Origin of the sequence: Sphingomonas sp. (genome assembly GCF_019746665.1) — a bacterium.
GTDB lineage: Bacteria > Pseudomonadota > Alphaproteobacteria > Sphingomonadales > Sphingomonadaceae > Sphingomonas.
In genome coordinates, this window is the sequence record NZ_JAIERS010000019.1 from 1 (window position 1) to 25,283 (window position 25,283).

General features: G+C 68.7%; 28 protein-coding genes, 1 tRNA gene and 1 pseudogene. 13 read left to right on the plus strand and 17 right to left on the minus strand.

Annotated features, from left to right (window positions below; genetic code table 11):
• Nucleotides 1–137: 137 nt before the first annotated feature.
• The 3 genes and pseudogenes from K2X73_RS12035 to K2X73_RS12045 form a co-directional block, all read left to right on the plus strand.
• Nucleotides 138–1,562, plus strand: a pseudogene (locus K2X73_RS12035) (class I tRNA ligase family protein); the annotation flags it as partial.
• Complete coding sequence (gene lspA / locus K2X73_RS12040; protein WP_294111201.1) at nt 1,559–2,065, plus strand: signal peptidase II; 507 nt, start codon at nt 1,559–1,561, stop codon at nt 2,063–2,065. The pseudogene K2X73_RS12035 and the gene lspA, both read left to right, overlap by 4 nt.
• The gene (locus K2X73_RS12045) at nt 2,062–2,487 is read left to right on the plus strand and encodes a DUF3035 domain-containing protein (protein ID WP_294111202.1); all 426 of its coding nucleotides are present in this window, start codon (nt 2,062–2,064) and stop codon (nt 2,485–2,487) included. Before lspA ends, K2X73_RS12045 begins: the two co-directional genes overlap by 4 nt.
• A 288-nt stretch (nt 2,488–2,775) precedes the next feature.
• Here the strand turns inward: K2X73_RS12045 and holA are convergent, their stop codons facing one another.
• The 4 genes from holA to K2X73_RS12065 are packed head-to-tail and all read right to left on the minus strand — an operon-like array spanning nt 2,776 to nt 7,251.
• Nucleotides 2,776–3,777 carry a DNA polymerase III subunit delta gene (gene holA / locus K2X73_RS12050; protein WP_294111204.1) on the minus strand — a complete coding sequence of 334 codons (1,002 nt, stop codon included), beginning with the start codon at nt 3,775–3,777 and terminating at the stop codon, nt 2,776–2,778.
• Nucleotides 3,778–3,807: 30 nt separating this feature from the next.
• Nucleotides 3,808–4,305, minus strand: coding sequence for an LPS assembly lipoprotein LptE (gene lptE / locus K2X73_RS12055; RefSeq protein ID WP_294111205.1), 498 nt, complete (start codon nt 4,303–4,305; stop codon nt 3,808–3,810).
• Complete coding sequence (leuS, locus tag K2X73_RS12060) at nt 4,302–6,821, minus strand: leucine--tRNA ligase (protein ID WP_294111207.1); 2,520 nt, start codon at nt 6,819–6,821, stop codon at nt 4,302–4,304. Before leuS ends, lptE begins: the two co-directional genes overlap by 4 nt.
• A 4-nt stretch (nt 6,822–6,825) precedes the next feature.
• Nucleotides 6,826–7,251 (minus strand): DUF3576 domain-containing protein, encoded by a 426-nt coding sequence (locus K2X73_RS12065; protein WP_294111210.1) that lies wholly within the window; start codon nt 7,249–7,251, stop codon nt 6,826–6,828.
• A 186-nt stretch (nt 7,252–7,437) separates the two neighbouring features.
• Here K2X73_RS12065 and K2X73_RS12070 point away from each other — a divergent pair, with 186 nt between their 5' ends.
• The 3 genes from K2X73_RS12070 to ribA all read left to right on the plus strand — a co-directional run bounded on the left by K2X73_RS12070 (nt 7,438) and on the right by ribA (nt 10,535).
• Entirely contained in the window at nt 7,438–8,148 is a 711-nt protein-coding gene (locus K2X73_RS12070) for a hypothetical protein (protein ID WP_294111211.1), read from the plus strand.
• Between the two features lie 529 nt (nt 8,149–8,677).
• Nucleotides 8,678–9,466: an exodeoxyribonuclease III gene (locus tag K2X73_RS12075; RefSeq protein WP_294111213.1), complete on the plus strand. Its 789-nt coding sequence runs from the start codon at nt 8,678–8,680 to the stop codon at nt 9,464–9,466.
• A gap of 10 nt (nt 9,467–9,476) precedes the next feature.
• Nucleotides 9,477–10,535: a GTP cyclohydrolase II gene (ribA, locus tag K2X73_RS12080; RefSeq protein WP_294111215.1), complete on the plus strand. Its 1,059-nt coding sequence runs from the start codon at nt 9,477–9,479 to the stop codon at nt 10,533–10,535.
• Between the two features lie 253 nt (nt 10,536–10,788).
• Here ribA and K2X73_RS12085 read toward each other — a convergent pair whose 3' ends face one another.
• Both K2X73_RS12085 and K2X73_RS12090 read right to left on the minus strand, forming a co-directional pair.
• Complete coding sequence (locus K2X73_RS12085) at nt 10,789–11,460, minus strand: HAD family phosphatase (protein WP_294111216.1); 672 nt, start codon at nt 11,458–11,460, stop codon at nt 10,789–10,791.
• Nucleotides 11,457–12,125, minus strand: coding sequence for a YggS family pyridoxal phosphate-dependent enzyme (locus K2X73_RS12090; RefSeq protein WP_294111218.1), 669 nt, complete (start codon nt 12,123–12,125; stop codon nt 11,457–11,459). Before K2X73_RS12090 ends, K2X73_RS12085 begins: the two co-directional genes overlap by 4 nt.
• A gap of 43 nt (nt 12,126–12,168) precedes the next feature.
• Between K2X73_RS12090 and K2X73_RS12095 the strand changes: the two genes are divergently transcribed.
• On the plus strand, nt 12,169–12,672 hold the full coding sequence (locus tag K2X73_RS12095; RefSeq protein WP_365980642.1) for a thiamine phosphate synthase: 504 nt from the start codon (nt 12,169–12,171) through the stop codon (nt 12,670–12,672).
• On the opposite strand, the gene K2X73_RS12100 is transcribed toward K2X73_RS12095, so the two are convergent.
• Nucleotides 12,669–13,262: an outer membrane lipoprotein carrier protein LolA gene (locus tag K2X73_RS12100; protein WP_294111220.1), complete on the minus strand. Its 594-nt coding sequence runs from the start codon at nt 13,260–13,262 to the stop codon at nt 12,669–12,671. The genes K2X73_RS12095 and K2X73_RS12100 overlap by 4 nt on opposite strands.
• A gap of 88 nt (nt 13,263–13,350) precedes the next feature.
• Nucleotides 13,351–15,642, minus strand: coding sequence for a DNA translocase FtsK 4TM domain-containing protein (locus tag K2X73_RS12105; protein WP_294111222.1), 2,292 nt, complete (start codon nt 15,640–15,642; stop codon nt 13,351–13,353).
• Nucleotides 15,643–15,756: 114 nt separating this feature from the next.
• On the opposite strand from K2X73_RS12105, the gene K2X73_RS12110 reads away from it, so the two are divergent.
• Entirely contained in the window at nt 15,757–16,974 is a 1,218-nt protein-coding gene (locus K2X73_RS12110) for a UbiH/UbiF/VisC/COQ6 family ubiquinone biosynthesis hydroxylase (RefSeq protein ID WP_294111224.1), read from the plus strand.
• An 18-nt stretch (nt 16,975–16,992) separates the two neighbouring features.
• Entirely contained in the window at nt 16,993–17,424 is a 432-nt protein-coding gene (locus K2X73_RS12115; RefSeq protein ID WP_294111226.1) for a nuclear transport factor 2 family protein, read from the plus strand.
• A gap of 33 nt (nt 17,425–17,457) precedes the next feature.
• Here K2X73_RS12115 and K2X73_RS12120 read toward each other — a convergent pair whose 3' ends face one another.
• The 3 genes from K2X73_RS12120 to K2X73_RS12130 are packed head-to-tail and all read right to left on the minus strand — an operon-like array spanning nt 17,458 to nt 19,156.
• On the minus strand, nt 17,458–17,646 hold the full coding sequence (locus tag K2X73_RS12120) for a Trm112 family protein (protein WP_294111227.1): 189 nt from the start codon (nt 17,644–17,646) through the stop codon (nt 17,458–17,460).
• Nucleotides 17,643–18,260 (minus strand): LON peptidase substrate-binding domain-containing protein, encoded by a 618-nt coding sequence (locus K2X73_RS12125; protein WP_294111228.1) that lies wholly within the window; start codon nt 18,258–18,260, stop codon nt 17,643–17,645. Before K2X73_RS12125 ends, K2X73_RS12120 begins: the two co-directional genes overlap by 4 nt.
• The gene (locus tag K2X73_RS12130; protein ID WP_294111298.1) at nt 18,260–19,156 is read right to left on the minus strand and encodes a tetratricopeptide repeat protein; all 897 of its coding nucleotides are present in this window, start codon (nt 19,154–19,156) and stop codon (nt 18,260–18,262) included. The genes K2X73_RS12125 and K2X73_RS12130 overlap by 1 nt, the downstream gene beginning before the upstream one ends.
• Before the next feature lie 230 nt (nt 19,157–19,386).
• On the opposite strand from K2X73_RS12130, the gene K2X73_RS12135 reads away from it, so the two are divergent.
• Nucleotides 19,387–19,461, plus strand: a tRNA-Gly gene (locus K2X73_RS12135).
• A gap of 62 nt (nt 19,462–19,523) precedes the next feature.
• Here the strand turns inward: K2X73_RS12135 and K2X73_RS12140 are convergent.
• Both K2X73_RS12140 and K2X73_RS12145 read right to left on the minus strand, forming a co-directional pair.
• The gene (locus K2X73_RS12140) at nt 19,524–19,763 is read right to left on the minus strand and encodes an alpha/beta fold hydrolase (RefSeq protein ID WP_294111229.1); all 240 of its coding nucleotides are present in this window, start codon (nt 19,761–19,763) and stop codon (nt 19,524–19,526) included.
• Nucleotides 19,764–19,935: 172 nt separating this feature from the next.
• Nucleotides 19,936–20,355, minus strand: coding sequence for a nuclear transport factor 2 family protein (locus K2X73_RS12145; protein ID WP_294111230.1), 420 nt, complete (start codon nt 20,353–20,355; stop codon nt 19,936–19,938).
• Between the two features lie 81 nt (nt 20,356–20,436).
• Between K2X73_RS12145 and K2X73_RS12150 the strand changes: the two genes are divergently transcribed.
• Nucleotides 20,437–20,937 (plus strand): MarR family transcriptional regulator, encoded by a 501-nt coding sequence (locus tag K2X73_RS12150; protein ID WP_294111231.1) that lies wholly within the window; start codon nt 20,437–20,439, stop codon nt 20,935–20,937.
• An 80-nt stretch (nt 20,938–21,017) separates the two neighbouring features.
• Here the strand turns inward: K2X73_RS12150 and K2X73_RS12155 are convergent, their stop codons facing one another.
• The 4 genes from K2X73_RS12155 to K2X73_RS12170 form a co-directional block, all read right to left on the minus strand.
• On the minus strand, nt 21,018–21,467 hold the full coding sequence (locus K2X73_RS12155; protein ID WP_294111232.1) for an MAPEG family protein: 450 nt from the start codon (nt 21,465–21,467) through the stop codon (nt 21,018–21,020).
• A complete protein-coding gene (locus K2X73_RS12160; protein ID WP_294111234.1) occupies nt 21,464–22,303 on the minus strand; it encodes a methyltransferase domain-containing protein in 840 nt (279 codons plus the stop codon). Before K2X73_RS12160 ends, K2X73_RS12155 begins: the two co-directional genes overlap by 4 nt.
• The gene (locus K2X73_RS12165; protein ID WP_294111236.1) at nt 22,300–22,962 is read right to left on the minus strand and encodes a glutathione S-transferase family protein; all 663 of its coding nucleotides are present in this window, start codon (nt 22,960–22,962) and stop codon (nt 22,300–22,302) included. Before K2X73_RS12165 ends, K2X73_RS12160 begins: the two co-directional genes overlap by 4 nt.
• Before the next feature lie 91 nt (nt 22,963–23,053).
• Nucleotides 23,054–24,157, minus strand: coding sequence for an NmrA family NAD(P)-binding protein (locus tag K2X73_RS12170; RefSeq protein ID WP_294111238.1), 1,104 nt, complete (start codon nt 24,155–24,157; stop codon nt 23,054–23,056).
• A gap of 110 nt (nt 24,158–24,267) precedes the next feature.
• Between K2X73_RS12170 and K2X73_RS12175 the strand changes: the two genes are divergently transcribed.
• Nucleotides 24,268–24,885 carry a TetR/AcrR family transcriptional regulator gene (locus K2X73_RS12175; protein ID WP_294111239.1) on the plus strand — a complete coding sequence of 206 codons (618 nt, stop codon included), beginning with the start codon at nt 24,268–24,270 and terminating at the stop codon, nt 24,883–24,885.
• Nucleotides 24,872–25,090: a hypothetical protein gene (locus K2X73_RS12180; RefSeq protein WP_294111241.1), complete on the plus strand. Its 219-nt coding sequence runs from the start codon at nt 24,872–24,874 to the stop codon at nt 25,088–25,090. The genes K2X73_RS12175 and K2X73_RS12180 overlap by 14 nt, the downstream gene beginning before the upstream one ends.
• The last annotated feature ends 193 nt before the right edge of the window (nt 25,091–25,283 follow it).

Consider the following 25,283-nt stretch of genomic DNA (forward strand, 5'->3'; position numbering starts at 1 on the left):
GGCTTGGTCCCGTTCTTCTGCCCCCCCCCCCACCCCGAGGGGGGGGGGGTGGGTGGGTGGCGGCCCAAGCCGGGCGCGGCGCATCTGCATCACCCCTCACCCCGACCCTCTCCCCTGAAGGGGAGAGGGAGCAGGACACCCTGCGCGCCCGCGCGCTCGCGGCGATCGACGCGACCGAATTCTACCCGCCCAAGGGCCGCAACCGCATCCGCGCGATGGTCGAGGGGCGGCCCGACTGGGTGCTCAGCCGCCAGCGCGCCTGGGGGGTGCCGATCACGCTGTTCGTCCACCGCCAGAGCGGCGCGTACCTCAAGGACGCCGAGGTCAACGCCCGCATCGTCGCCGCCATCCGCGAACAGGGCGTCGATGCGTGGACCGCCGAACGCGCGCAGGAATTTCTCGGCGATGCCTACCGCGCCGAGGACTATGAACAGGTGTTCGACATTCTCGACGTGTGGTTCGATAGCGGCTGCACCCACGACTATGTGCTCGACAGCGGGCGCTGGCCCGATCTGCGCTGGCCGGCGGACCTGTATCTGGAAGGCAGCGACCAGCATCGCGGCTGGTTCCAGTCCTCGCTGCTCGAGGCGTGCGGCACGCGCGGGCGCGCGCCCTATGACGCGGTGCTGACCCACGGCTTCACGATGGACGCCAAGGGCATGAAAATGTCCAAGTCGCTCGGCAACACGATCAACCCGCTCGATCTGATGCGCGATTATGGCGCGGACATCCTGCGGCTGTGGGCGCTCTCGGTCGATTTCACCGAGGATCACCGCATCGGCAAGGAAATCCTCGCCGGCGTCGCCGACCAGTATCGCAAGCTGCGCAACAGCTTCCGCTATCTGCTCGGCGCGCTCGAAGGGTTTGACGAGGGCGAGCGCGTGGCAGTGGCGGAAATGCCCGAGCTGGAGCGCTATATGCTGTCGCTGCTCGCCAGGCTCGACGGCGAGCTGCGGGCGGCGGCGGAAAGCTATGAGTTCAACCGCTATGTCCGCCTGCTCACCGATTTCGCGAACGAGGATCTGAGCGCCTTCTATTTCGACATCAGGAAGGACGCGCTCTATTGCGACGTTGGCCCCAACGCGCCCGGCGGCACGCTGAAGCGCCGGGCGTATCGCACCGTGCTCGACACGCTGTTCCACGCGCTGCTGCGCTATGCGGCGCCGGTGATCGTGTTCACCGCCGAAGAAGTGTGGAGCACGCGCTACCCGGAGGCCGGGAGCGTGCATCTGCTGGAATGGCCAGTGCCGCCGGAAGTCGCCGACACGGGCGCCGATTGGTCGCACCTCCGCGCGCTGCGCACCGAGGTGCTCGCCGCGATCGAACCGATGCGGCGCGCGAAGGAGATCGGCTCGGGGCTGGAAGCGGCGGTCACGCTGCCGACGCCGCCCGCCGACCTCGAATTGCTCGCCGAGCTCTTCATTTCGAGCAGCGTCGTCGCCGGCGAGGCGCTGGGCGTCACCCGCACCCCGCACCACAAATGCGGTCGCTGCTGGCGCCATCTGCCCGAAGTGGCGGAAGATAACGGCCTGTGCGGGCGCTGCGCGGAGATGGTCGCATGAAGCCGCCGATGCTCGGCCTCGCGGTCGCGGGCGGCACCTTCGCGCTCGATCAGCTGGTGAAATATGTCGTCACCGGCCCGCTCCAGCTCGATCTGCTCGCGGGGACGCCGCTCGATCTGCTGCCGATCTTCCGGCTGCGCTTCGTGCCCAATTCGGGGATTTCGCTCGGCTTCCTGCGCGCCAACAGCGAAACCGCGCGCTGGCTGCTCGTCGCGATGACGGCGGCGATCGCGGCGGGCGTCATGTCGTGGATGTGGCGCGAGGGGCGGCGCTGGGATCAGGCGGCGCTCGGCCTGGTGCTGGGCGGCGCGCTCGGCAATATCCTCGATCGCGTGCGGCTGGGCTATGTGATCGACTATGCCGATCTGCATTTCGGCGAATGGAGCCCGTTTTTGGTCTTCAATCTGGCCGATGCGGCGATTAGTGCTGGCGTGATAGCGCTGCTCGCGCGCGCCTTTCTGGTGCGCGAACGGCCGGGCAGCCGGGTGGAGACGAATCAATGACGCGCGCGCGAACGATCCTGGCGCTGGGCACCGCGACCCTGCTGGCGGCGCCCCTGGCGGGCTGCGGCGGCGGTAGCGGCCTCAATCGGGTGAAGCCCAACGAATATGCGGTCGCGCGCCAGGCGCCGCTGGTGATCCCGCCCGATTACGCGCTGGTGCCGCCCAAGCCCGGCGCGCCACGGCCGCAGGACCAGAACCCCAACACGCTCGCGCTCGAAGCGCTGTTCGGCGGCCCGGTGCAGCGCCCGGCGGGCGAAGCGGCAGTGGTGGAAGCCGCGGGCGGCGATCAGATCGCGCCCGGCGTGCGCTCGGAAGTCGGCGATCCCAAGACCCAGGTGGTCGACAAGGGCGCGACCACGCGCGATATCGTCGCCGCACCCGAGGGGGACGGCCAGGCCGCGCGGACCAAGACGCCGCAATAAGCGCGCGGGCGCTCGCCGGCAGGCCCGGCGGCCCGCGTCGCGCCATATCGTCTTTCTCTGAAGCGGCGCGGGTTGAATTCGCCGCGCCGATGGGAAGCACTTGGCCATGGCCAGCCCTCCCCGGCGAAGGCCGGGGCCCAGTCTCGCGCGGTGGTAAGGGAAGCGAGACATATCAATCAGCGCGCTGCTGGACCCCGGCTTTCGCCGGGGAAGCGGTGATCGTCGCGGCGGCACGCGCGTGCCGGTCGGGACGGGTGCGCCAAGCCCACGGATTTGACGCGCGAGGCCCTAACGCCGCCGCCCCTGGCGCGCGACCGCGATGCAGGCGGCGGCGGCGGTGACATCGGGGCCGCCCGCCATCAGCCGGCGCTCGGCGGCGCGCAGATGATCGATCGCCGCCGCCAGCCGCTCGGGCGCCCAGTGGCGCAACGCGGCCAGAGTCGCCGCGCGTTCCTTGAAGAAAACCCGCTCGGCAAGCGCCTCCGCCCGCGCGCCCGCCGCGACCTCGGCGCGCAGTTCGGCGAGCGTGATCAGCCGCCGCACCAGCGCGCGCAGCAACGGGATCGGCGAGGTGCCCGCCTGTTCGAGCCGCGCGAGTTCGGCGCCCAGCCGGTCGGGCGCACCCGCCACGGCCGCCTCGATCGCGTCACCCAGCTCGACCTCGCCCAGATCGGCGCCAAGCTGATCGACCACCGCCTCGCTCAGCGCTTGTGGCTGATCGGGCGACGCATCGAGGAACAGCGCGAATTTTTCGAGCTCGCGGCTCAGCACCGCGCGGTCCGCCCCGGCCGCCGCCGCGAGCCGGCCCGCCAACCGGGGATCGATCCGCAGGCCAAGGCTCTGGCCGATTTCGATCGCCACCCGGTCCGCCGCGGCGCCCTCGGGCAGATAGCAGGCGAAGGCGAGCGCGCGCGGATGCGCCTGCGCCGCTTTCACCAGCTTGCCGGTCGACTTCACCCCCGGCGCGATCGCGACCACCGGATTGCCCGCGACCGGCGCGTTCAGCAGCAGCTCGATCGCCTCCAGGCTCTCCTCGCCCACCGCGTTCACCCGGATGAAGCGCGCGCCGCCGAACAGCGACAGCGCCGCCGCTTCCCCGGCGAGCAGCCCGGGATCGCCCTTCAGTTGCGCCCCCTCCAGATCGACCCGCTCGGCGTCCGCGCCCATCGCGCGGGCGAGCTGTCGCGCGAACTCGCGCGCGCTGGCCTCGTCGGGGCCGTGGAGCAGGAACAGCCGCGTCGCCCCGGGCTTGTCGAGCGCGGCGCGGAGCTGGGCGAGGCTTGCTTTCACGATCGCATCGCTAGCGCCGGGCGGGGCGCATCACGGCCGCCGCTGTTGCTGGCGATTGGCGTAGAGCGCGACGCGCGCCACGATCTGATCGGCGACGGTCTTGGAAAGCCGCTCGAGCTGGGTGTTCTCGGCGGCGATCGTCGCATATTCCGATCCCACCACGTCGATACCCGCGTCCGATCCCGCGGTCGCGTCGAGCACCACTTGCCCGTTCGCCAGATCAATGAGCTGATAGCGCGCGCGCAGCACGCGGCGTTCGCGGGTGACGGTATCGTCACGGCGCACGCCCAGGCCGACGATGCGATCGTCGAGCTTCACTTCCAGCCGGTAAGCGGGGCTGCTCGGGGTCGCCTGGCCGAGCTGATCGCGCACCGCGTTGCTCACCAGATAGCCCGCCTGCCCCGCGATCGGCGCGACCTCGACCTGGGCGAGCGCCGCGCCCACCGGCCCGCGCGCGCCATCGCCATAAAGCGGCCGCAGCCCGCAGGCGGCGAGCGCGAGGCAGGCGAGGAGCGCCAGCCGCCTCATGCGACGAGGTTCACCAGCCGATCGGGCACGACGATGATCTTCCTGGGCGCCCGCCCCTCGAGCAGCCGCGCGACCTTGTCGGAGGCGAGCGCGGCGGCCTCGATCGCGGCCTTGTCGGTCCCGCGTGGCAAGGTGAGCGTGTCGCGCAGCTTGCCGTTCACCTGCACCGCGATCGTCACTTCGGCCTCGATCAGCAGCGCGGGGTCGGCCTCGGGCCAGGCGGCGTCGGCGATCAGCCCGGTGTGACCGCGCAGTGCCCAGGCTTCCTCGGCCAGATGCGGCACCATCGGCGCGACGAGGCGGAGCAGCAAGTCGATCGCGGCATCGCGCGAGGCGCTGGGGCCGGCGCGCTCGATCGCATTGGTCAGCTCATAAGCGCGCGCGACCGCCTTGTTGAAGCCGAGCGATTCGATGTCGGCGGCCATGCCGGCGATCGTCTGATGCACCTTGCGGTCGAGCGCTTCGTCGCGACCGGTGCCGGGCTCGCCGGGCTGGAACAGCCGCCACAGCCGCTGGACGAAGCGCCACGCGCCCTCGATCCCCGCTTCGCTCCATTCCAGATCGCGCTCGGGCGGCGAGTCGGAGAGCATGAACCAGCGCACCGCGTCCGCGCCATAGGCATCGAACATCGCGTCGGGGGCGACGACGTTCTTCTTGGACTTGGACATCTTGATCACCCGGCCGACTTCGACCGGCTGACCATTTTCCTTCGCGACCACCCGACCGTCGCGGCGCTCGATCTCGTCGGGGCCGAGCCAGCCGCCGCCCTCGGGCGCATCGGCGAGGCGATAGGTTTCGTGCGTCACCATCCCTTGCGTGAACAGCCCGGCGAAGGGCTCGGCCACGTTCAGCTGGCCGATATGGCGCAGCGCGCGCGTCCAGAAGCGCGCGTAGAGCAGATGCAGGATCGCGTGCTCCACCCCGCCGATATACTGCCCCACCGGCAGCCACGCCTCGGCCTCGGCCCGGTCGAACGGCTTGTCGCCGGGCTGGCTGGCGAAGCGGATGAAGTACCAGCTCGAATCGACGAAGGTATCGAGCGTGTCGGTCTCGCGCGTCGCCGCGCCGCCGCAGCTGGGGCAGCTGACGTGCTTCCAGCTCGGGTGCCGATCGAGCGGGTTGCCGGGGATGTCGAAGCTCACATCCTCGGGCAGCACCACCGGCAGCTGGTCCTTGGGCACCGGCACCGCGCCGCACGCATCGCAGTGGATGATCGGGATCGGCGTGCCCCAGTAACGCTGGCGGCTGACGCCCCAGTCGCGCAGGCGATAGACGGTGCGCCCCTGCCCCCAGCCCTCGCCCTCGGCGCGCTGGATCACCGCGCGCTTGGCATCCTCGATGTCCATCCCGTCGAGGAAGTGCGAGTTCACGATCGTGCCCGCGCCGGTATAGGCGGTGTCGCCGATGAATTCGGGCGCCTCGGTCGCGCCGTCCGAGACGACGCGCTTGACCGCCAGGCCATATTTGCGCGCGAAATCCAGGTCGCGCTGGTCATGCGCCGGCACCCCGAACACCGCGCCGCTGCCATAGTCCATCAGCACGAAATTGGCGATGTAGACCGGCAGCCGCCAGCTCGGATCGAGCGGGTGCGCCGCCGCGATGGCTAACTTATAGCCCTGTTTTTCCTGGGTTTCGATCTCGGCAGCACTCGTGCCGCCGCGCCGGCATTGCTCGGCGAACGCCGCCGCCGCCGGATCGGTCGCCGCCGCGGCTTGCGCGATCGGGTGATCGGCCGCGACCGCGACGAAGCTCGCGCCGAAAATGGTGTCGGGCCGGGTCGAGAACACCTCGACCTCGCCGCCGTCCGACAGCTTGAACCGGAACGCCAGCCCCTGGCTGCGCCCGATCCAATTCTCCTGCATCAGCCGAACCTTGTCCGGCCAATCCTTCAGCTCGCCGAGCCCCGCGAGCAGCTCGTCGGCGAAATCGGTGATCTTCAGGAACCATTGGTTGAGCTTGCGCCGCTCGACCAGCGCGCCCGAACGCCAGCCGCGCCCGTCGATCACCTGCTCGTTGGCGAGCACGGTCATGTCGACCGGATCCCAGTTCACCGCCGATTCGCGGCGATAGACGAGGCCGGCGGCGAACAGATCGAGGAACAGCGCCTGTTCATGGCCGTAATAATCGGGCTCGCACGTCGCGAGCTCGCGGCTCCAGTCAATCGCGAGGCCCAGCCGCTTCAGCTGCTCGCGCATCGCCACGATATTGGCGCGCGTCCAGGCGCCGGGATGGACTTTCTTTTCCATCGCGGCGTTTTCCGCCGGCATCCCGAACGCGTCCCACCCCATCGGGTGGAGCACCTCATACCCGCGCATCCGCAGGAAGCGGGTAAGCACGTCGCCCATCGTATAGTTGCGGACATGGCCGACATGAATCCGCCCCGAGGGGTAGGGAAACATCTCCAGCACATAGCGCTTGGGCTTGGGGCTGGCGCTGTCGGCCCTGAAGCTCTGGCGCTCTTCCCACACCCGCTGCCAGGCGGCATCGCCCTTCAGGAAATTGAAGCGGGACGCCATGATTTCAGCCCGGCAGCGCGGCGCGCCGCAGATCGCGGGCGCGGGTGAGGATCACGTCCTCCAGCTTCTGCGCGGTGGCGGCGCGGACCGGCGCATCGACCCACTGGCCGTCACGGTTGATCTGGCGCTGCACCGCGACGCGCACCGCGTCGGCGCGCAGATCCTGGTCGAGGATCGACACGGTCACCTTCACCCGTTCAGCCGGGGCGGCGGGGTTGGCGTACCAATCGGTCACGATCACGCCGCCGTTCGAATCGGTCTGCAGCAGCGGCATGAACGACAGCGTGTCGAGCGTCGCGCGCCACAGATAGCTGTTCACCCCGATCGTCGTCACCCGCGCGGAGGCAAGCTCGCCCCGTGGCCGGTCGCCCTTGCCGCAGGCGGCAAGCGGCAGCGAGGCAAGCAAAATCAGAGCAAGCGGGCGCAACATGGGGTTATCCTGCAAGAAAGGTCGCTCGCGCATCTATAGAAGCTCACCGTGGCGCCGCAAGCGCCAGCGCGGCCCGCGCCCGGTTGTGGGCTGCGCGCAACACTTGCAGGAAAAAAACGGTAACACTGGTGGCGCTGGCGAACCGATTGCGCCATATGTGTTTTGAGAGCGGATGGGAGTGTGAGCGTGAAGCAGCGCGCGATCCTGGCGGGTGCAGTGGCGGCGATCATCGCCGTCGGCACCGTCGCGCCCGCGCTCGGCGCCGCCGACAGCCCCAAGCCGCTGCCGATCGCCCGGCGCGACGCGGGAGTGATCGGCTTCACCCCGGCCTCCGCCGACCCGAAGCTCGCCGCGATGCTCGCCAAGGCGGGGATTGGTGGCACCGCGCTTGGCTTCACCCCCGCCGAATCGCGCCACGCCGACAAGGCGGTGACGGTGACCGTCGCGGTCCGTGCCCGGTCGAGCTTTGTCGTCCACGCCGCGCCGCGCGCGAGTGGCGATGTTGGCGCGGCGACGCCGAGCGCGGCGCCGGGCGTCGCCCCGATCGCTTATGATCTCGGCGTCTCGGTCGGCTGGCAGCGCTTCGCCCTGCCGCCCGAAAAGCCGGGCGAGTCGGGCAATGGCGGCATCGGCCTCATCGAAACCAGCGCCAGCCTGCCACCCAAGCGCCCCGCCCGGGTGCGCGTGGTGAACGACGGGCAGGTGATCAGCCGCGTCGGCCCCGATCCGTTGCCGCCGGTCGGCACGCTCGATGTCGGCGGCAGCTATCGGCTGACGCGCCATGTCGATCTCACCGCGGGCGTCCGCTACAAGGATCAGACCTACCGCATCGATCGCGGGCTCGACAGCCGGCGCGATAGCCAGGCGGTCTATATCGGCACCGCGCTCCGCTTCTGACGAATTGCCGGCGCTGGCGGGGTGCAGCGCCTGGATTGGCCCGCGCGCGGCGCTTGACGCCGGACGCGATCCTACCAGCTGCTCCGCCACAGGCTCAGTCGAACCACCTAACGTGCCAGCAAGATCGAGCGGCCCTGTTCGCCATTTCTTCAACACATCGGCACGATCCCGCATCAAAAAATGACGAATTCATGACAAGAATTGTGAGAATGGCACAGTAAATGCCAATTTAACTGGCCGTGGTTGGTGACGAATTCGCGCTGCTGACCAAAATCTCCACCAACCTGAACGAGCATTGCCAATCCCGTTCATGTTCACGACAGCTTTCACCCGGTAAATAACCCGGGTGAGCGACGAAGGGCCGGGATTTCCCCCTGTTGCCGGGCCTGATGCTCACCTGCGTGACGAACGCTAGGTCGGCCCTCGTTCCATGCCCCCGGAGCGAGGGCCTTTCCTTGTCCGGCCCCCAAAAGGCGGTCGCGATCGTCACGCTGGCGTGTCGCGGGGCGAGCCCCTACATCGGCGCCGCATGACCCTTCGCATCGCTTCCTGGAACATCAACTCGGTTCGCTTCCGCCTGGCGATCGTCGAGCGTTTCCTCACCGAGCAGGCGCCCGACATTCTGTGCCTGCAGGAAACCAAGACGATCGACGGCGAATTCCCGGCGGACGCCTTCCGCGCGCTGGGGTACAAGCACATCGTCCTCCACGGCCAGCGGATGCACCACGGCGTCGCGATCGTCTCGCGCGTGCCGCTCGCCGAGGATGACCGGCTCGATTGGCAGGCGAACAGCGAGGCGCGGCATGTCGGCGTGCGCCTGCCCGGCGGACTGCGGCTTGAAAATGTCTATGTGCCGGCGGGCGGCGACATTCCCGATCGCACGCTCAACCCCAAATTCGGCCAGAAGCTCGATTTCCTCGAACGGATGACGCGCTGGTCCGAAAGCTTGAAGACGCCGACGCTGCTGGTCGGCGATTTCAACATCGCCCCGCTCGAATCGGATGTGTGGAGTCATAAGCAATTGCTCGACGTCGTCAGCCACACCCAGATCGAGGTCGAAACGCTCGGCCGGTTGCAGGCCGCGCATGATTGGGTCGATCTCGGCCGGCGGTTCGTGCCCCCGCCGGCGCGGCTCTTCACCTGGTGGAGCTACCGCGCGAAGGACTGGGCGGCGTCCGATCGTGGCCGCCGGCTCGATCATATGTGGGCGAGCCCGCAAGTCGCGGCGGCGGCGACGAAGCACCAGGTGTTCGAGGATTGTCGCGGCTGGCTGAAACCCAGCGACCATGTGCCGATCCTGACCGAGTTCGCGCTGTGAGGAGCGGAAGATGAGCGCGCGCGACACCGCCCGGGCGATCGACGCGCTGCGGCGCGGCTGGCCGATCGTGCTCGATCTGGCGAGCGGCCCCTTGTCGCTGCTGCCGATCGAAACCGCCGACGCGCGCCGGCTCGATGCCTTCGATCCCGAACATGTCGCGCCGGTGCTGCTCTCGGCCGGGCGGGCGGAGACGCTGAAGCTGAAGAATCAGCGCGCGGCCGGCGGCCCCGATTGCCCGGTGCTGGTCGAGCGCACGCCCTGGCTCGATTTCGACGCGGCGGTGGCATTGGTCGATCCCGCGCTCGATCTGAAACATCCGCTGCAAGGCCCCTATTACGCGCTGCCGCTCGCCGATCCCAATGGCGCGCGCTGGGCGCTGAAGCTGGCGACGCTCGCCGGGATGCTGCCGGGGTTCTTCGTGCTCGAAAGCGGCCTCGGCGAGGTGCGGCTGACGCCCGCCGACATCGAAGCGCATGAGGATGCCGAGCGGCTGGTGATCGCGGCGCGCGCGAAACTGCCGGTCGCGCGGGCCGAACATGCCGAGCTGGTCGCGTTCCGCAGCCCCGAAATGGCGGGCGAGCATGTCGCTTTGATGATCGGCACCCCCGATGGCGGGCCGCCGCTGGTGCGGCTCCACAGCGAGTGCCTGACGGGCGATGTGCTCGGCAGCCTGAAATGCGATTGCGGCCCGCAGCTCGATGCCGCGATCGCGCGGATCGCTGAGCATGGCTGGGGAGTGCTGCTCTATCTGCGCCAGGAAGGGCGCGGGATCGGGCTGATCAACAAGCTGCGCGCCTATGCCCTGCAAGACCAGGGGTTCGACACGGTCGACGCCAACACGCGGCTGGGGTTCGCGGTCGATTCGCGCAATTTCCGGGTCGCGGCGCGGATGCTGAAGCTGCTGGGGCAGGACGCGGTGCGGCTGCTCACCAACAATCCCGAGAAGGTCGCGCAATTGCAGGCGGCGGGGATCGCAGTGGTGGAGCGGGTGCCGCACAAGCTGCCCCCCAACCCGCATAACGAGCGCTATCTGGCGACCAAGCGCGACCGCACGGGCCACGCTTTCTAGCGCTTGATGCGCGTCATGCGCTCGCCCGGCCTGACGGAGAAGGGCGTGCTGACGAGGCTAACTTCTTCCCCGGCGAACGCCGGGGTCCAGTATCCCCCGGAGCGACGGGAGCACGACACATGCCGCGGCCCGCCGCTAGGCCCCGGCCTTCGCCGGGGAAGGTGTGAACGGAAACCGGGGATGGCATGATCACGATCAAATACCGCGAATAGGGCGCACCCGATCCAGCGCGCGCGGCACGACACGAACCGCGCTAGTCCGCCAATCCCAACAAGCGCGCCACCTCGCCGAAGTCATGCGCGATCGCCTGCACGCCTTTCGCGCGCAGCACCTCGTCATGTCCCACCCCGCAATGCGTCGCGGCGCACAGCCCGATCACATAAGCACCCGAAGCCACCGCGCCGGTCGCGCCGATCGGCGAATCCTCGATGATCGCGCACGCCGCGATCGGCACGCCGAGCCGGGCGGCGGCGTGGAGATACAGGTCCGGCGCGGGCTTGCCGCGCGTCACATGCTCGCGGCCTGAATAAAGGTGCGGCGCGAACGCCTCGAACAGGCCGATATGGCGCAGGTGCCGCTCGATCCAGGCGGTGCGGCTTGACGAGGCGATGGCGCGCGGCAGCGACGGCGGCAGCGACCGGACGAAAGCGACCGCGCCCGCCACCGGATCAATCCCTTCGGCGACTACCCGCGCATCCTCCGCCGCGCGCGCCTCGGCGAAATCATCGGGCAGCGGGCCGCCGATCCAGCGCTCGATCGCGCCGGTGAAGTCCGCGCCCGACAGCCCCATGAAGCGCGCCATCGCCTGTTCGGGCGTGGTCGGATGGCCGCGCGCGGTGAGATACTCGGCGATGTGACGGTTGCCGGCGAACTCGCTTTCGATCAGCACGCCGTCGAAATCGAAGATCAGCGCTCGCGGGGTCACGCGCGCGCGCCGAACAGCGCGGTGCCGACGCGCACCTGCGTCGCGCCGATCATCACCGCGGTCTCGAAATCGCCCGACATGCCCATGCTGAGGCCGGCGAGCCCGTGGTCCTCGGCCAATTTTGCGAGCAGCGCGAAATAGGGCGCGGGCTCGCGATCGGCGGGCGGGATGCACATCAGCCCGGCGACGGGCAGCTCCGCCGCGCGCGCCTCGGCGAGCAGCGCGGGCAGCTCGGCGGTGGGAGCGCCGCCTTTTTGGGGTTCGTCACCGATATTCACCTGCACGAAACAGGCCGGGCGCCGGTCCGCCTTGTCCATCGCCCGGGCGAGCGCGGTGACGAGGCTGGGGCGGTCGACCGAATGGATCGCGTCGAACAGCGCGACCGCCTCGGCCGCCTTGTTCGATTGCAACTGGCCGATCAGGTGGAGCTGGGCGTCGGGTGCGCCCTCGCGCAGCGCCGGCCATTTCGCGGCGGCCTCCTGAACGCGGTTCTCGCCGAACACGCGCTGCCCGGCGGCGATCAGCGGCGCGATCGCCTCGGCCGGGTGAGTCTTGGAAACGGCGATCAGCGTCACCGCATCGGCGGCGCGGCGGGCGAGCTTGGCGGCGTGGGCGATCCGCGCCTGAATGGCGGCGAGGCGCGCGGCGGGGCTGGGTTCGGTCATCGCCGCTGCTATAGGCAGGCGGGTGCGCGCTTCCCACCTTTTGTTGCTGACCGACGAGCGGCTGGGCGATCGGCTGTGGCCCGCGCTCGAACGGCTGCCGCGCGGAAGCATCGTCGTGTTCCGTCATTACGGCCTGCCGCCGGCGGAGCGCCGCGCGCTGCTCGGCAAGGTACGGCGCGTCGCGAGCGCGCGCGGCCTGCGCCTCGCGGTGGCCGGAGCGGGGCTCGGCGTTGCCCGGGCGGGGCCGGGCGGGGCGTTTGGGACGCATGGCCGCGATCCGCGCCGCCGTCCTGGCTTGCGCACCTGGCCCGCGCATGACGCGCGCGAGGTGATCGCCGGGATGCGCGCGGGCGCCGATCTGATCCTGATCTCACCCGTCTTCCCCACCCGCTCGCACCCGGGCTCACGGACGCTGGGGCCGTGCCGGGCGATGGCGCTCGCGCGGCTGGCACCGGGCAAAGCGGTTGCGCTCGGCGGGATGAACGCTCGCCGTTTCAAGCGCTTACGGGGTTTCGTTGGCTGGGCGGCGATCGACGCCTGGGGCTAGCGCCGCTGCGGGCCGGGCTTGGGATCGTTGAAGCGGAAGCTGTTCTCGTTCACCGGCGCGTTGAAGCGCTGGTTGCTCAGCCGCACGATGGTGCGGTTGTTCTGCCCGTCGAGCGCGGTCCACCCCTGCAGCTGCAACCCGCCCGGCGTGCCCGAGGCACGGCTGAAGACCAGGGTGATCCGGCCATATTCGGGATGCTTGGGGTCCGCCGCCTCGACCTGGATCACCCCCGGCGTCGCGCTCGGCACCACTTTGGCGAAGCGGGTCGCGTCCTTGCTGGGATCGAGCAACACCCCCAACGGCGCGTCGCCCACCGGCCAGCGCTGCTTCTGCCCGACCTGATAATCGAGGAACCACAGTGACTTGCCGTCTCCCACGATCAGGATGGGCACGCCCTTTTCATATTGGAAGCGGATCTTGCCGGGCTTTTTCAGCGTCAGCACGCCGGTGAGCGTGCGCCCGTCGCGATCGGTCTGGGCGAAATCGGCGGTCATCGTGTCGACCGCGCTCAGATGCGCGCGCACGAGCTGAAGCTCGTTGGTCGCGGCGATCGCGGGGGCGGCGGCGAGCAGGGCAACGGGGGCAATCAACAGGCGAAACAAAAGATATTCTCCACGGCGGAACGAGGCGGGCTTAGCGCCCAGGCGTTGAACCCGCCATGAATTCCGCCGTTCCCGCTCAGTTGGGGCGCCCGTCCCGGTCCATCAGCACGTCGCGGCGGCCGACATGATCGGGGCGTGAGACAAGCCCCTCCTTCTCCATCCGCTCGATCAGCCGCGCCGCGCTGTTATAGCCGATGCGCAGCTGGCGCTGGAGCCAGGAAGTGCTCGCCTTCTGGCTCTCCGCCACCAGCTGGCAGGCGGCGCGATATTGCTGATCCTCGGGGCTGTCCTCGCCATCCGGCGCGCCATCGAGCGCGAAGCTTTCGGCGGGCTCCTCGGTCACCGACTGGATATAATCGGGGCGCCCCTGCGCGCGCCAATGATCGGCGACCGCGCGCACCTCGTCATCGCTCACAAACGGCCCGTGGACGCGGACGATGCCCTTGCCGCCGGGCATATAGAGCATGTCGCCCTTGCCGAGCAGCTGCTCGGCGCCCTGCTCGCCCAGGATGGTGCGCGAATCGATCTTCGACGTTACGTGGAAGCTGATCCGCGTCGGCAGGTTCGCCTTGATGACGCCGGTGATCACGTCGACCGAGGGGCGCTGCGTCGCCATGATCAAATGGATGCCCGCCGCGCGCGCCTTCTGCGCGAGGCGCTGGATCAGGAATTCGACTTCCTTGCCGGCGGTCATCATCAGGTCGGCGAGCTCGTCGACGATCACGACGATCTGCGGCAGCACCTGATAATCGAGCTGCTCCTCCTCATAGATCGGCTGGCCGGTGTCCGAATCATAGCCGATCTGCACCCGCCGCCCGAGCGGCTGACCCTTGGCGCGCGCCTGGCGCACCTTGTCGTTGAAGCTCGCCAGGCTGCGCACGCCGACCGACGACATCTGCCGGTAGCGATCCTCCATCTGCTCGACCGCCCAGGTGAGCGCGCGCACCGCCTTGGCCGGATCGGTGACGACGGGCGCGAGCAGATGCGGAATATCCTCATACATGCTCAGTTCGAGCATCTTGGGATCGATCATGATCATCCGGCACTCCTCGGGCCGCAGCCGGTAGAGGAGCGAAAGGATCATGCAGTTGAGCCCCACCGACTTGCCCGAGCCGGTGGTGCCGGCGACGAGCAGATGCGGCATCGGCGCCAGATCGGCGATCACCGCATCGCCGGCGATATTCTTGCCCAGCACCAGCGGCAGCGCGCCCGGCTGATCCTCGAGCGCCTCCACCAATTCACGCAGATTGACCGTCTCGCGCCGGGCATTGGGTAGTTCGATGCCGATCACGGTGCGCCCCGGAATGGTCGCGACGCGCGCGGAGATCGCCGACATGTTGCGCGCGATGTCGTCGGCCAGCTGGATCACCCGGCTCGCCTTGATGCCGGGCGCGGGCTCGAGCTCGTACATGGTGACGACCGGGCCGGGGCGGACATTGGTGATCGCGCCCTTCACGTGGAAATCGTCGAGCACCGATTCGAGCAGCCGGGCATTGCGCTCCAGCGCCGCGCGGTCGATCGCGCCCGGAGGCGCGGGCGGCGCGGGCTTGAGCAGATCGACCGGCGGCAGCTTCGCCGCGTCGCCCAGATCGAACGAGGTCTGCTTGGGCGCGCGCGCCGGGGCGGGGGGCGTGGGCGGGGCGCGCTCGGCGATCACCGGCGCGGGGCGCTCATCGGGCAGGGCGCGGGCACGCGGAACGGCGGGCGCACGCGGCGATTCGATCGGCGGCTCGTCCTCGATCGCCCCGGTATCCCCCTCGCGCGCGGCGGGACTTGGCAGGCGCAGCCGCCAGTTGATGCTCGCATCCAGCTCATAGCTGACCGCGTAAAGCGCGATCCCGCCGACCCCGACGAGCGCCGCGACGCCGCGTGTCGCCCACAGCAGCGTCTGGGGATCGTCGATCGCCGACAGCGCCGCGCGCAGGCCGAGCGCCACGCCCAATCCGAGCGTGCCGCCATAGCCCGCCGGCAGTGTGTCGCTCGCCCCCACCGTCACCAGCGCGATCGCCGCGCCGATCAGCACCATGCCGCCCAGCGCCTTCACCAGCATCCGCCGCCAGGCGCCCACCGGCACGTCGCGCCACAGCCGGCTGGCGAACAGCAGCACCAGCGGCGCGAGCAACGCCACCGGCAGCCCCAGCAGCGCGAGCAGCGCATCGGCGATCAGCGCCCCTGGCGTCCCAAGCCAGTTGCGCGCGGGGCCAGCCGCCGCGGTCGACCAGGAGGGATCGCTCGGCCGGTAGCTGAGCAGCGCGCCGGCGATCACCAGGCACAAGGCGGCGAGCGCCATCGCCGCGATCAGCGCGCCGCTGCGCCGCGCGCCATGCCGCACCGTATCGCGCCACAAAGGCGGATGCGCGCTTGCCATAGACTGTCCCCAAAAGCCGGGCGCCCATGCCCGGCTGTTCCGGTTATGATCATCGTCGCTGGCGGACTCGCCGTCAAGCTGGCGTCTTCGCGGAGGCGCGGCTAGGAAAGGGGCATGAACCAAGCCGATGTGCTGATTTTGGGGGGCGGGCTGGTCGGCGCGACCCTGTCGCTCGCGCTCGCCGCGCACGGGCTCACCGCGATCGTGGTCGATCCCGCCGATCCGGCGGTGACGCTCGCTCCGGGTTTCGACGGCCGCGCCTCGGCGATCGCCAGCGCGAGCGGCAAGATGCTCGAGGCGATCGGCGTCACCCCCCGGCTGGCGGGGCTCGGCTGCCCGATCGAGGCGATTCGGGTGAGCGACGGGATCGCGCCCGGTGCGCTCGATTTCGCCCCCGAGCCCGGCGACGGCGTGCTCGGCGTGATGTACGAGAACCGCGCGCTGCGGATCGCGCTCAACGAGGCGGTGCAGGGCAATGACCGCATCGACCTGCGGATGCAGACCCGCGCCGAGGAAGTGACGCGCGATCCGGCGGGCGTCCATGCCCGGCTGAGCGACGGCCGCCACGTCCGCGCGCAGCTGCTGATCGCCGCCGAGGGGCGCCAGTCCCCCACTCGCGACGCCGCCGGCATCCGCATGGCGCGCTGGTCCTATGATCACAACGCGATCATCACCGCGTTCAGCCACGCCCGCCCGCACGACAATATCGCGTATGAGATTTTCTACCCCGCCGGCCCCTTCGCGATCCTGCCGCTGGTGCCGCGCGACGGGGTGAACCGATCGGCGCTGGTGTGGACGGTATCGAGCGGCGACGCGCCGGCGATGCTCAAGCTATCCGAGCGCGCCTTCCTGGCGGAGGCCGAGAAGAAGATGGGCGGCTTCCTCGGGCCGCTCAGCGATCTCGCGCCGCGCTCGACCTACAAGCTGGGCTTCCACCACGCGGCGCGGATCACCGCCGACCGGCTGGCGCTGGTCGGCGACAGCGCGCATGGCATTCACCCCATCGCCGGCCAGGGGCTGAACCTCGGCCTGCGCGACGCGGCGACGCTGACGCAAGTGCTGGTCGAAGGGAAGCGGCTGGGGCTCGACCTGGGCGACGCGAGCCTGCTCGGGCGTTACGAGCGCTGGCGCGGGATCGACACGCTGATGGTGGCGGGCGCGACCGACACGCTCGCCCGGCTGTTCGGCATCCCCGGCGCATTGCCAAGCGCGGTGCGGCGGCTGGGGCTGAGCGCGGTGCAGGCGATCCCGCCGCTCAAGGCGCGCTTCATGGCCGAGGCGCGCGGCGAGGCGGGCGACGCGCCCAAGCTGCTGCAGGGGGCGATGGTTTAGGGGGTTAGGGGGGTGGTGATGCGATTGATGGCTTTGGCGGCGCTTGCCCTCGCTGCGCCGGCGGCGGCGCAAACGGCCAATCCCTTCACGCCCGCCGTCGAGGCACAAATGCGCGAAGCGGAACGGGTTTGGGCCGACATTGCCGTCACGGGGGATCCCACACCGCTCAAGACGATCCTCGCCGATGATTATGTCGGCGTCAGTTCGAGCGGCAAGGTCGTCACCAAGGCGGACCAGCTTGTGCCCGGCACCAAGGGCGAATTCATCGCGAGTGGCATCGATTACATCAACTATCGCCAATATGGCGACACGGTGGTGGCGCAGGGCGCCGAATGGGTACGCCGCGCCGACAAGAAGCCCGATCTGCGACTGATCTGGATCGACATCTGGAAGTATCGCGACGGGCGCTGGCAGATCATCGCCTCGCAGGATTCGCGCCGGCCGGAGTAGCGGTGCTCGGCTCGCCCGTCCCCGCGCTTGTCGTCACGCGGTGATCGGCATTCCCGCCTCGGGCAGCAGCACCGGCACACCGTCGCGCACCGGATAGGCCAAGCCGGCCGCGTCGGTCACCAGCATCTGGCGCGCGCTGTCCCAGCGCAACGGCGTACGGGTGACCGGGCACACCAGCCGTTCGAGCAGCCACGGGTCGATGGGGCAGCGAGCGTCGCTCACTGCAGCGTCACCTCGTCGGCGTCCCCTGTGCGGCCAAAGAACGCCATCAGCTGCGTCAGCAATTCCGCGCGGGCCGCTAGGTCGGGCGCCTCGAGCAGCGCCTGTTTCGCCGCGGCGTCGAACGGGGCGATCTGAGCGACGCCGTTGACGAGCGATTCATCGTCGAGCTTGGTCACCGCTTCCCAATCCACCGCATAGCCCTGCGCGTCGGCGAAGCGCCGCGCCTCGCTTTCCAGCGCCGCGCGCGCCGGGTGCGAAAGCGTTTCCGGCTCGGCGGGATATACCAGCAATTCGGCCTCGACCTGGCGGAACGCGGTCGTCACATCGAGTTCGCGCACGATCCGGAACAGCGAGAGACCTTCCAGCACCAGATTGTACCGGCCATCGTCGAGCGCCTCGAAATGCGCGATCTTGCCGACGCAGCCGATCTCGAACAAGGGTGGGACGCTGCCCCCGCCGCGCGGCTGGATCATCCCGATGCGCCGATCGCGCGCGAGCGCATCGCTCACCATCGCCCGGTAGCGCGGCTCGAAAATGTGCGGCGGCAGATGCATCCGCGGAAAGAGCAGCGCCCCTGGCAGCGGAAAGATCGACAAGCGGGTGCGTTCGCCCATCACCCGAACAGGATCGCCGAAAGCCGCCGCCGTGTCGCCGCGACCCACGGGTCTTCGAGGCCCACCACTTCGAACAGCTTCAGCAGCCGCTGGCGGGCGGCGCCGCCATCCCAGGCACGATCATCGGCGATCATCGCGAGGAGCGTGTCGGCGGCACCCTGGTGATCGCCCGCCGCCATCTGCCCGCCGGCGAGCTTGTAGCGCGCGGCCATATCCTCCGGGTTCGCCGCGGCATGGGCTGCGAGTCCCGCCAGATCAGCGACCGGCTCGGCTTCCTTGGCGAGCGCGAGCGCGGACTGGGCGCGGGCGATTTCGGGCGCCTTGGCGAGTTCGGGCGGCAGGTCGGCGATCAGCGCCTCGGCCGCGGCCGCGTCGCCCGCGCCGATCAGCGCGCGGATCAACCCGGAAAGCACCGCCGGATGCTCGGGCGCCATCTCGTGCAACTGCTCGAATATGCCGCGCGCGCGCGCCGCATCGCCTTCGGCCAGAATCTGCTCGCCCATCGCGATCAGCGGTTCCAGTTCGGCCTCGGCCTCGGCCCCCTCGGCTTCGATCGGTAGCTGACGCAGAATTTGGTCGAGCGTCGCGCGCAGCTGGCTTTCGGTGCGCGCATTGGTGAGATCGGCGACCAACTGACCCTGGAACATCGCATAGACGGTCGGGATCGAGCGCACCTGGAATTGCGCGGCGATGAACTGGTTCTTGTCGGTATCGATCGGCACCAGCACCACGCCCTTGTCGGCATAAGCGGCGGCGACCTTTTCCAGTACCGGCTTCAGCGCCTTGCATGGGCCGCACCATTCCGCCCAGAAGTCGATGATCACCAGTTTCGTCATCGAAGGTTCGACAACGTCGCGGCGGAACGCGGCGACCGCCTCACGCTCCGCGGCGCTCATCCCCAAAGTGGCCAATTCACTTGCTCCTGGCGGGGCGTGGCCCCGCAATGGTCATGACAGGCGCCTATTTGGGCGCGCGGGGGCGCCAAGCCAAGGCCTTTCGTGATCGTGCTGGCTCCTGTTCCATGCGAGCGGATCGAGCGATGTGGCGAAAGGGCTTGGCAGTCCCCGATTCGCCTGCTAATGGCCCGCCCTCACCCGCGGGGAGCCCTCTCCCCGATGGCGCCAGAGCGGGCGTAGCTCAGGGGTAGAGCACAACCTTGCCAAGGTTGGGGTCGAGGGTTCGAATCCCTTCGCCCGCTCCAGATTGCCAATGGGTTAGGGTCATCTGACTAACCCTGCCTAGAAACACCCCCCTCTGTCGCCACTAGACAGCTTTGAAATCTCCAATGGCGGGATTGATCGTCTGCCGCCTTGAGGGGTGGGGGCTGGCGAGCATCATCCCGATCGTACCGCCCATCGAATGACCGATCAGCGCGGGGCCAGCCAGCTTCTGTTCGCGAATATAGCGGGCCAGTTCCTCGGCGACTTCGGCTGAGATGTCGCCGCTGACATTGGCACCGGGCGTCGTTCCCGCGGCGGCGATCACAACCGTGATGGCGCTCACGGTCTCCGGATCTGCTGAAGCTCGCTACCCACTTCCTAGATGCCTTGCGGGCTTAGCAACACCGGACGGCCGCCGAAGCGCCAATTGTCAGTTGCCTGGTGGCGGTCGATGCTTGGTGACAGCGAAAACGAGAGGAGCGTCTCGCGGCGCGCCCGATGTCTCCACGCCCACCCTATCCTGCTGATCCTTTATCGATGCCCACGCGTCCTGCGGGCGTTAGAACCGCCGAATCGAAGATCACGTGCTCTTCAATCGCCATGCCGTCCCTCAGGCGGAAACGGTCGACCCCGCGATAGGTGCGCCGCTCTCCATGCATGTCGGCGGACGCTTCCCAGGCGATGTAGAGCATGTCGCGGTTGCCGGCGCTGTCCATGGGGGTAACCGCCAATCCTTCGAAGCGGGCCAGAGCCTCCCCCATCCAAGCCGCATAGTCCCGCCCCGACATGTGCCCCGCGCCGGTGAAGTGGATGACCGCGTCGGGTGCGATGATCTCCAGCACGCGTTCGCCCGATGGCGCTGCCCAGAATGACTTGAAGCGCTCGTAAAAATTGGCGTGCTCGGCCGATAGGTCAGACATTGCGACATCCTCCATGCAGTGGCTCTTGCTAACGATACGTGCGCAACGCACGTATCGTCAATTGAAAAACGTGCGCTGGTCACGTAATGGGGTGAAATGAGCGATCGAACCGCGAATTTGCTGGGGGCGATCGGGTTGGCCGTGGCCGATCGGATCGCGGCTGTTGCCTTGGACGTGATGAACCGCGCCGGCGAAACGCCCGCGGCACTGATCGTGATTGGGTACGGCCTGGGGCCTTCCAACGATCAGCTACGCCGCATCCTCGGTCTGTCGCACCCAGGTGCCGTACGCCTGCTCGACAGGCTGGTGGCCGATGGGCTGGTCGAAAGGCGTCCGGCGCGGGACCGGCGCGCCGTGGCGCTATTCCTGACCGAGCAAGGTCATGCGGTCCGCGAAACGCTGCTGGCCGAGCGGCTGGCGGCGATCAAGCCGCTCTTGTCCCCGCTCAGCGAGGCGGAGGAAGAGGCTCTGGCCGCGCTCCTGTCGCGGCTGTTGGCGTCGCTGCCCTCCAGCGATCTCGAGCGATGCCAGCTATGCCGGATGTGCGACGACCGCGTCTGCACCGACTGCCCGATACCCGCCAGCTTCAAGACGTGAAACCTGACGGGGACAAGCGCGACGGCCGGCACCGCGATCATCCGTTTCAAGCCCGGGCGCTTGACCGGTCGTGCGACCCTTCAACCGAACAGCGCCCCGCGCGCCACGGCGAAACCCGCGATCTCGGTCGCCCGCGCCACCCCGATCCAGACCAGCGCGCCGCCAAGCACCAAGCCGGCCAGATAAGTCCCGGCGCCCCCGACCAGGCGGGCTGCGTTGCTGGTATTCGCGCGCGACAGGCCGACGGCATGGAACAGGCGGAGGACGAGGAAGGTCGGGCACAGGATCAGCAGCAGCATCGGCCAGCGCCCAGACAGTTCCAGCAAAGTGAACCCCGCCAGGAATAGCCCGGCATTTTCGGCCAGGTTGCCATGACGCCGCGCGGTACGCTGCAGCGCCGCAACGCCGCCATCGCCGATCCAAACCCCTGCCCGGCCGCGCGCCCCGCTGGTGATGAACCCCAGCAGCATCTGCAGGATCAGCAAAACGCCCCCCGTCGCGGCGGAAACAGCTGGAAAGCCGATCGTCATGCGGCCGCTCCTTGGCGCGCGGCCGCGACGCCCAGGCCGAGCCTTACCCGGCCCTCGCGCAGATTGAGCATGAAATTGGCCGCCATCCCCGCCATGCGCGCGCCGACGACCATGCCGGCGTTCATGGCGCTCTGGGTCGGCAGCCCTTGTTGCGCCGCCCAGCCCAGCGCGGCCTCGGTCACGTCGTCGATCGCGATGGCGTCGAAGCCGGCATCAGCCAGCGCCGTGCTGGTTTCGGCGATCGTCAGCAGGGTGCTGGTTCGCGCGGTCTGTGCCCAGGGAACCGGATATGTGAGATCGGGATGGTCGTCCGCCGCCACCGGGTCGTAGAACACCAGACGCCCGCCCGGCTTCAGCACGCGGCGCAATTCGCGGTAGAGGCCGGGACGATCGGCGATATTCATCGCGACATGCTGCGTCCAGACCAGGTCGAAGCGCGCATCGTCGAACGGCAGGTGCAGCAGGTCGCCCTCGCTGAGGCTGACGCGATCGCTCAACCCGGCACGGTCGGTAAGCAGGCGCGCGATCGCGACATAGTCGGGAGAGAGGTCGACGCCTTCGACCTGGCAGCCAAAGGTTTCGGCAAGGTAACGCGCAGGGCCGCCCAGCCCTGAACCGGCGTCGAGCACCGCCTCCCCGCGCGCCGGTCGAGCCCGCTCGGCGACCACCGCCGTCGCGGCCAGCCCGCCCATGTGGAACTGGTCGAGCGGCGCGAGCTTGCGCGCGTCGATCGGCGGCTCCAGCGCGTCGACGGCGGCGGCGATCCGCGCGAGCAGCGCCGCACGGTCTTCGATCGCGGCCTGATAATGATCGCGAACAGCGATAGCGTCGGTCATGCCGCCACTCCCGTCGGAATCGGCGGCACCGCGGCGAGTTGCTCGGCGATGACGCGCGCGTTGATCGGCTCCTGCTGTGCCTGGGTCCAATAGGCGTGGAGCTTGGGATAGGGGGCGAGCAGGTCAGGCTCGTCATGGACCATCGCGATCAGGTTGACCGCGTTCAGCACCGGCACCAGCGCGCAGTCGGCGAGCGTGGGCAGGTCTCCCACCGCCCATGCGCCCTTGCCAATGTAATGCTCGGTATAGGACAGCGCCTTATGCAGGTTCTCCATCGCGGGCGCGACGAGCTGAGGCTGGCGATGCTCCGGCTGGCGCATCCCCAGCAGGATACGCGGCGCGCCCAAGAAATAGCCATCGGGGACCTTGAGCAGCAACCGCATCCGCGCGAGGCCCTCCGCGTCGGCCGGGCGCAGCGAAGGCTCGGGAAAAGCGTCCTCGAGATATTCGAGGATGACCGACGATTCAGCCAGCGTCAGCCCGGAATCGAGCGTCAGCGCGGGCACCTGGCCGATCGGGTTGAGCGCCAGATAGGCCTCGCCGCGCGTGCCGCCTTCGGGCGGCCGGAGGATTTCGATCCTATCCTCCAGCCCCTTGCGATAAACGGCTAGGCGAACGCGCGCGGCGAAGGGGGATAGCGGAAGGCTGTAGAGCTTCATCGTCCTGCCTTTCGGTGATTGGCATCGAAATCGTCGTGGCTGGTCGACCGCCATGGCGAGGCGGTCGACCAGGAGCGGCCGTCGCGCCGGATCACACCGCGCGCAGCCGCTCAGCTGCCGCCACGGGTTGTGGCTGGCGCGCCATCATCGCCTCATGCTCCCGCCGCCAGCGCTCGTCTTCGATCGAAAAGCTCGGATGGCGCGGCATGGGCAGGCCCATGCGCTTGTCCCACTTGTCGAAATTATATCCCGGATAGAAGGGCGTGAGGTTGAACTTGATGAACGCTTTCAGCCGATTGGCGAAAGTCTGGCGCGCGAAGGGCATGGCGGCATAGCGCCGGGCCGTGGTCTCGAAACTCTCGGCGGGCGTGCCGGTCAAGCGTTCGACAACATCGGTCACCCCGCCTTCAAAGGCAAAGGTGCCGCGCTTCATGTCTTCCATGTAATAGCGCAGGATGCTGATCTCATAGGGGTTCACCCCCTGCTGCTGCGCGACCTTGCCAAGCATCCAGATCGGCAGATTGATCGGCATCACCGAATGGCCGACCGCCTTGGCGACGATCGCCGCCATCTGGCGCGCGTCGAGCAGTTCGGGGCCGGTGGGGCGCAGAGACATGCCGGCATGGCGTTCGGGCTCCACTAGGATCGCCGCCGCCGTGCGCGCCATGTCCTCATTGGAAACGGGCGCCGCCTTGCCGCTGCCGGAGATCATTGGATAGATGCCGAGCAAGGCGGCGAAATCGATGGTCCGCAGGAAATTGTCGGCGAACATGCCGGGATTGAAGATGACATGCGCGATCCCCGGCAGATCGGCGAACAGGCGATCGACCAGCCAGGTCTGCTGAGTCATCGCGGTGGGATGCGCGCGGTGCGACGTCCACTGGCTCATCTGGACGATCGCCTCGATCCTCGCCTCGCGCGCGGCGACGGCGAAGGCGGCCGCGGCCTGGATCATGTAGGGCTGCATCAGCGGGACGTAATAAGCGCGCTGCACCCCGCGCAGCGCATCGAGCAGCTGGTCGGGATCATACATGTCCGCGACCACGACCTTGGCCCCCAGGCGCGCCAGCGCGGCGCTTCGCGCGTCCTGCGCGCGGACCATCGCCTGCACCGGATAGCCATTGGCGAGCAGTTGAGCGGCAACGGCGGCACCCGTCTTGCCCGTTGCGCCGGTTACCAGGATCGTGGGCTTCATCGCTGCCTGTCCTCCAGCAAGATCACCTATTATGGATGATGATTGACTTCTATAAGGATTATAGTGATAATCCATTTCGTCAAGTGCCATTTTGCGGGAGCAACGGGTCGATGCGGATGTCGGCGGAGGAGAAGCAGCGCAGCCGCGCGCGCATCGTCACCAGCGCGGCGCGGTTGTTCCGCGAGCATGGACTGGACGGTGCCAGCGTCGCCGACGTGATGAACGACGCCGGGATGACGCATGGCGGTTTCTACAAGCATTTCGATAGCAAGGACGCGCTGATCGAAGCCGCTCTGGAAAGCGCGTTCAACCAGTTCGTCGAGCTTGCCGGCGGCGACCACCCTAGCGCGGCGATGCTGCAGGCCTTTCCCGAACTGCTGGCCGCGGTGCAGGCGCGCGAAGGTGGCCCGCCCCCGCCCTATGCCTCGCTTTATCTCGCCCGCGAGCATGTGGAGCGACGCGGCTTTGGCTGTCCGGTCGCGGCGCTGGGGCCGGAAATCAGCCGCGCATCGACCGCGATCAAACGGGCTTTTGGCGCTGGTGTCCGCCGCATGATCGGCGCGCTTGCCAGCACCCGCAAGGGATCGGCGGCCAGCCGTCGTACCGCGGCGATCAGGGAATTCACCATGCTGGTGGGCGCGATGGTGATCGCCCGCGCCAGCGATCCCGAGCTTGCCTCGGAAGTGTTGACCGCCTGCGGAGGAGCGCCGGGCGATGACGACCGATAATCACATGCCGGCCCAACCCTTGGGTATCTGGGCGCGCGCCATGGCCTGGCTGACGGCCTTCGCCGAAGCGGCCGACACCACCCCGCACGAAGTCAACGATCGCCGCCTTCGGTCGCTCGAGCGAGAGGTCGGGCGGTTGACAGCGCGGATCGCCGTCCTCGATCGATCAGCACCGGGTCAACCGATCGACGATCAGCACGAGTAACGCCAAGCCGCGGGCAGGCGAGGACGAAGATGCCGCCGCCAGAGCACATTGGTGGTCGTCCGCGCGGGTGGGCGCATTATTCGGCGCGGGTTGTTGCGGCGGTGATTTTGCGTTACGGGGCCCGCCGCGACGCGCCCGTTCAAGCGTCGTTTTGGAGACATGAATTGCTGGACCTGACCGCTATTCGGGGCAT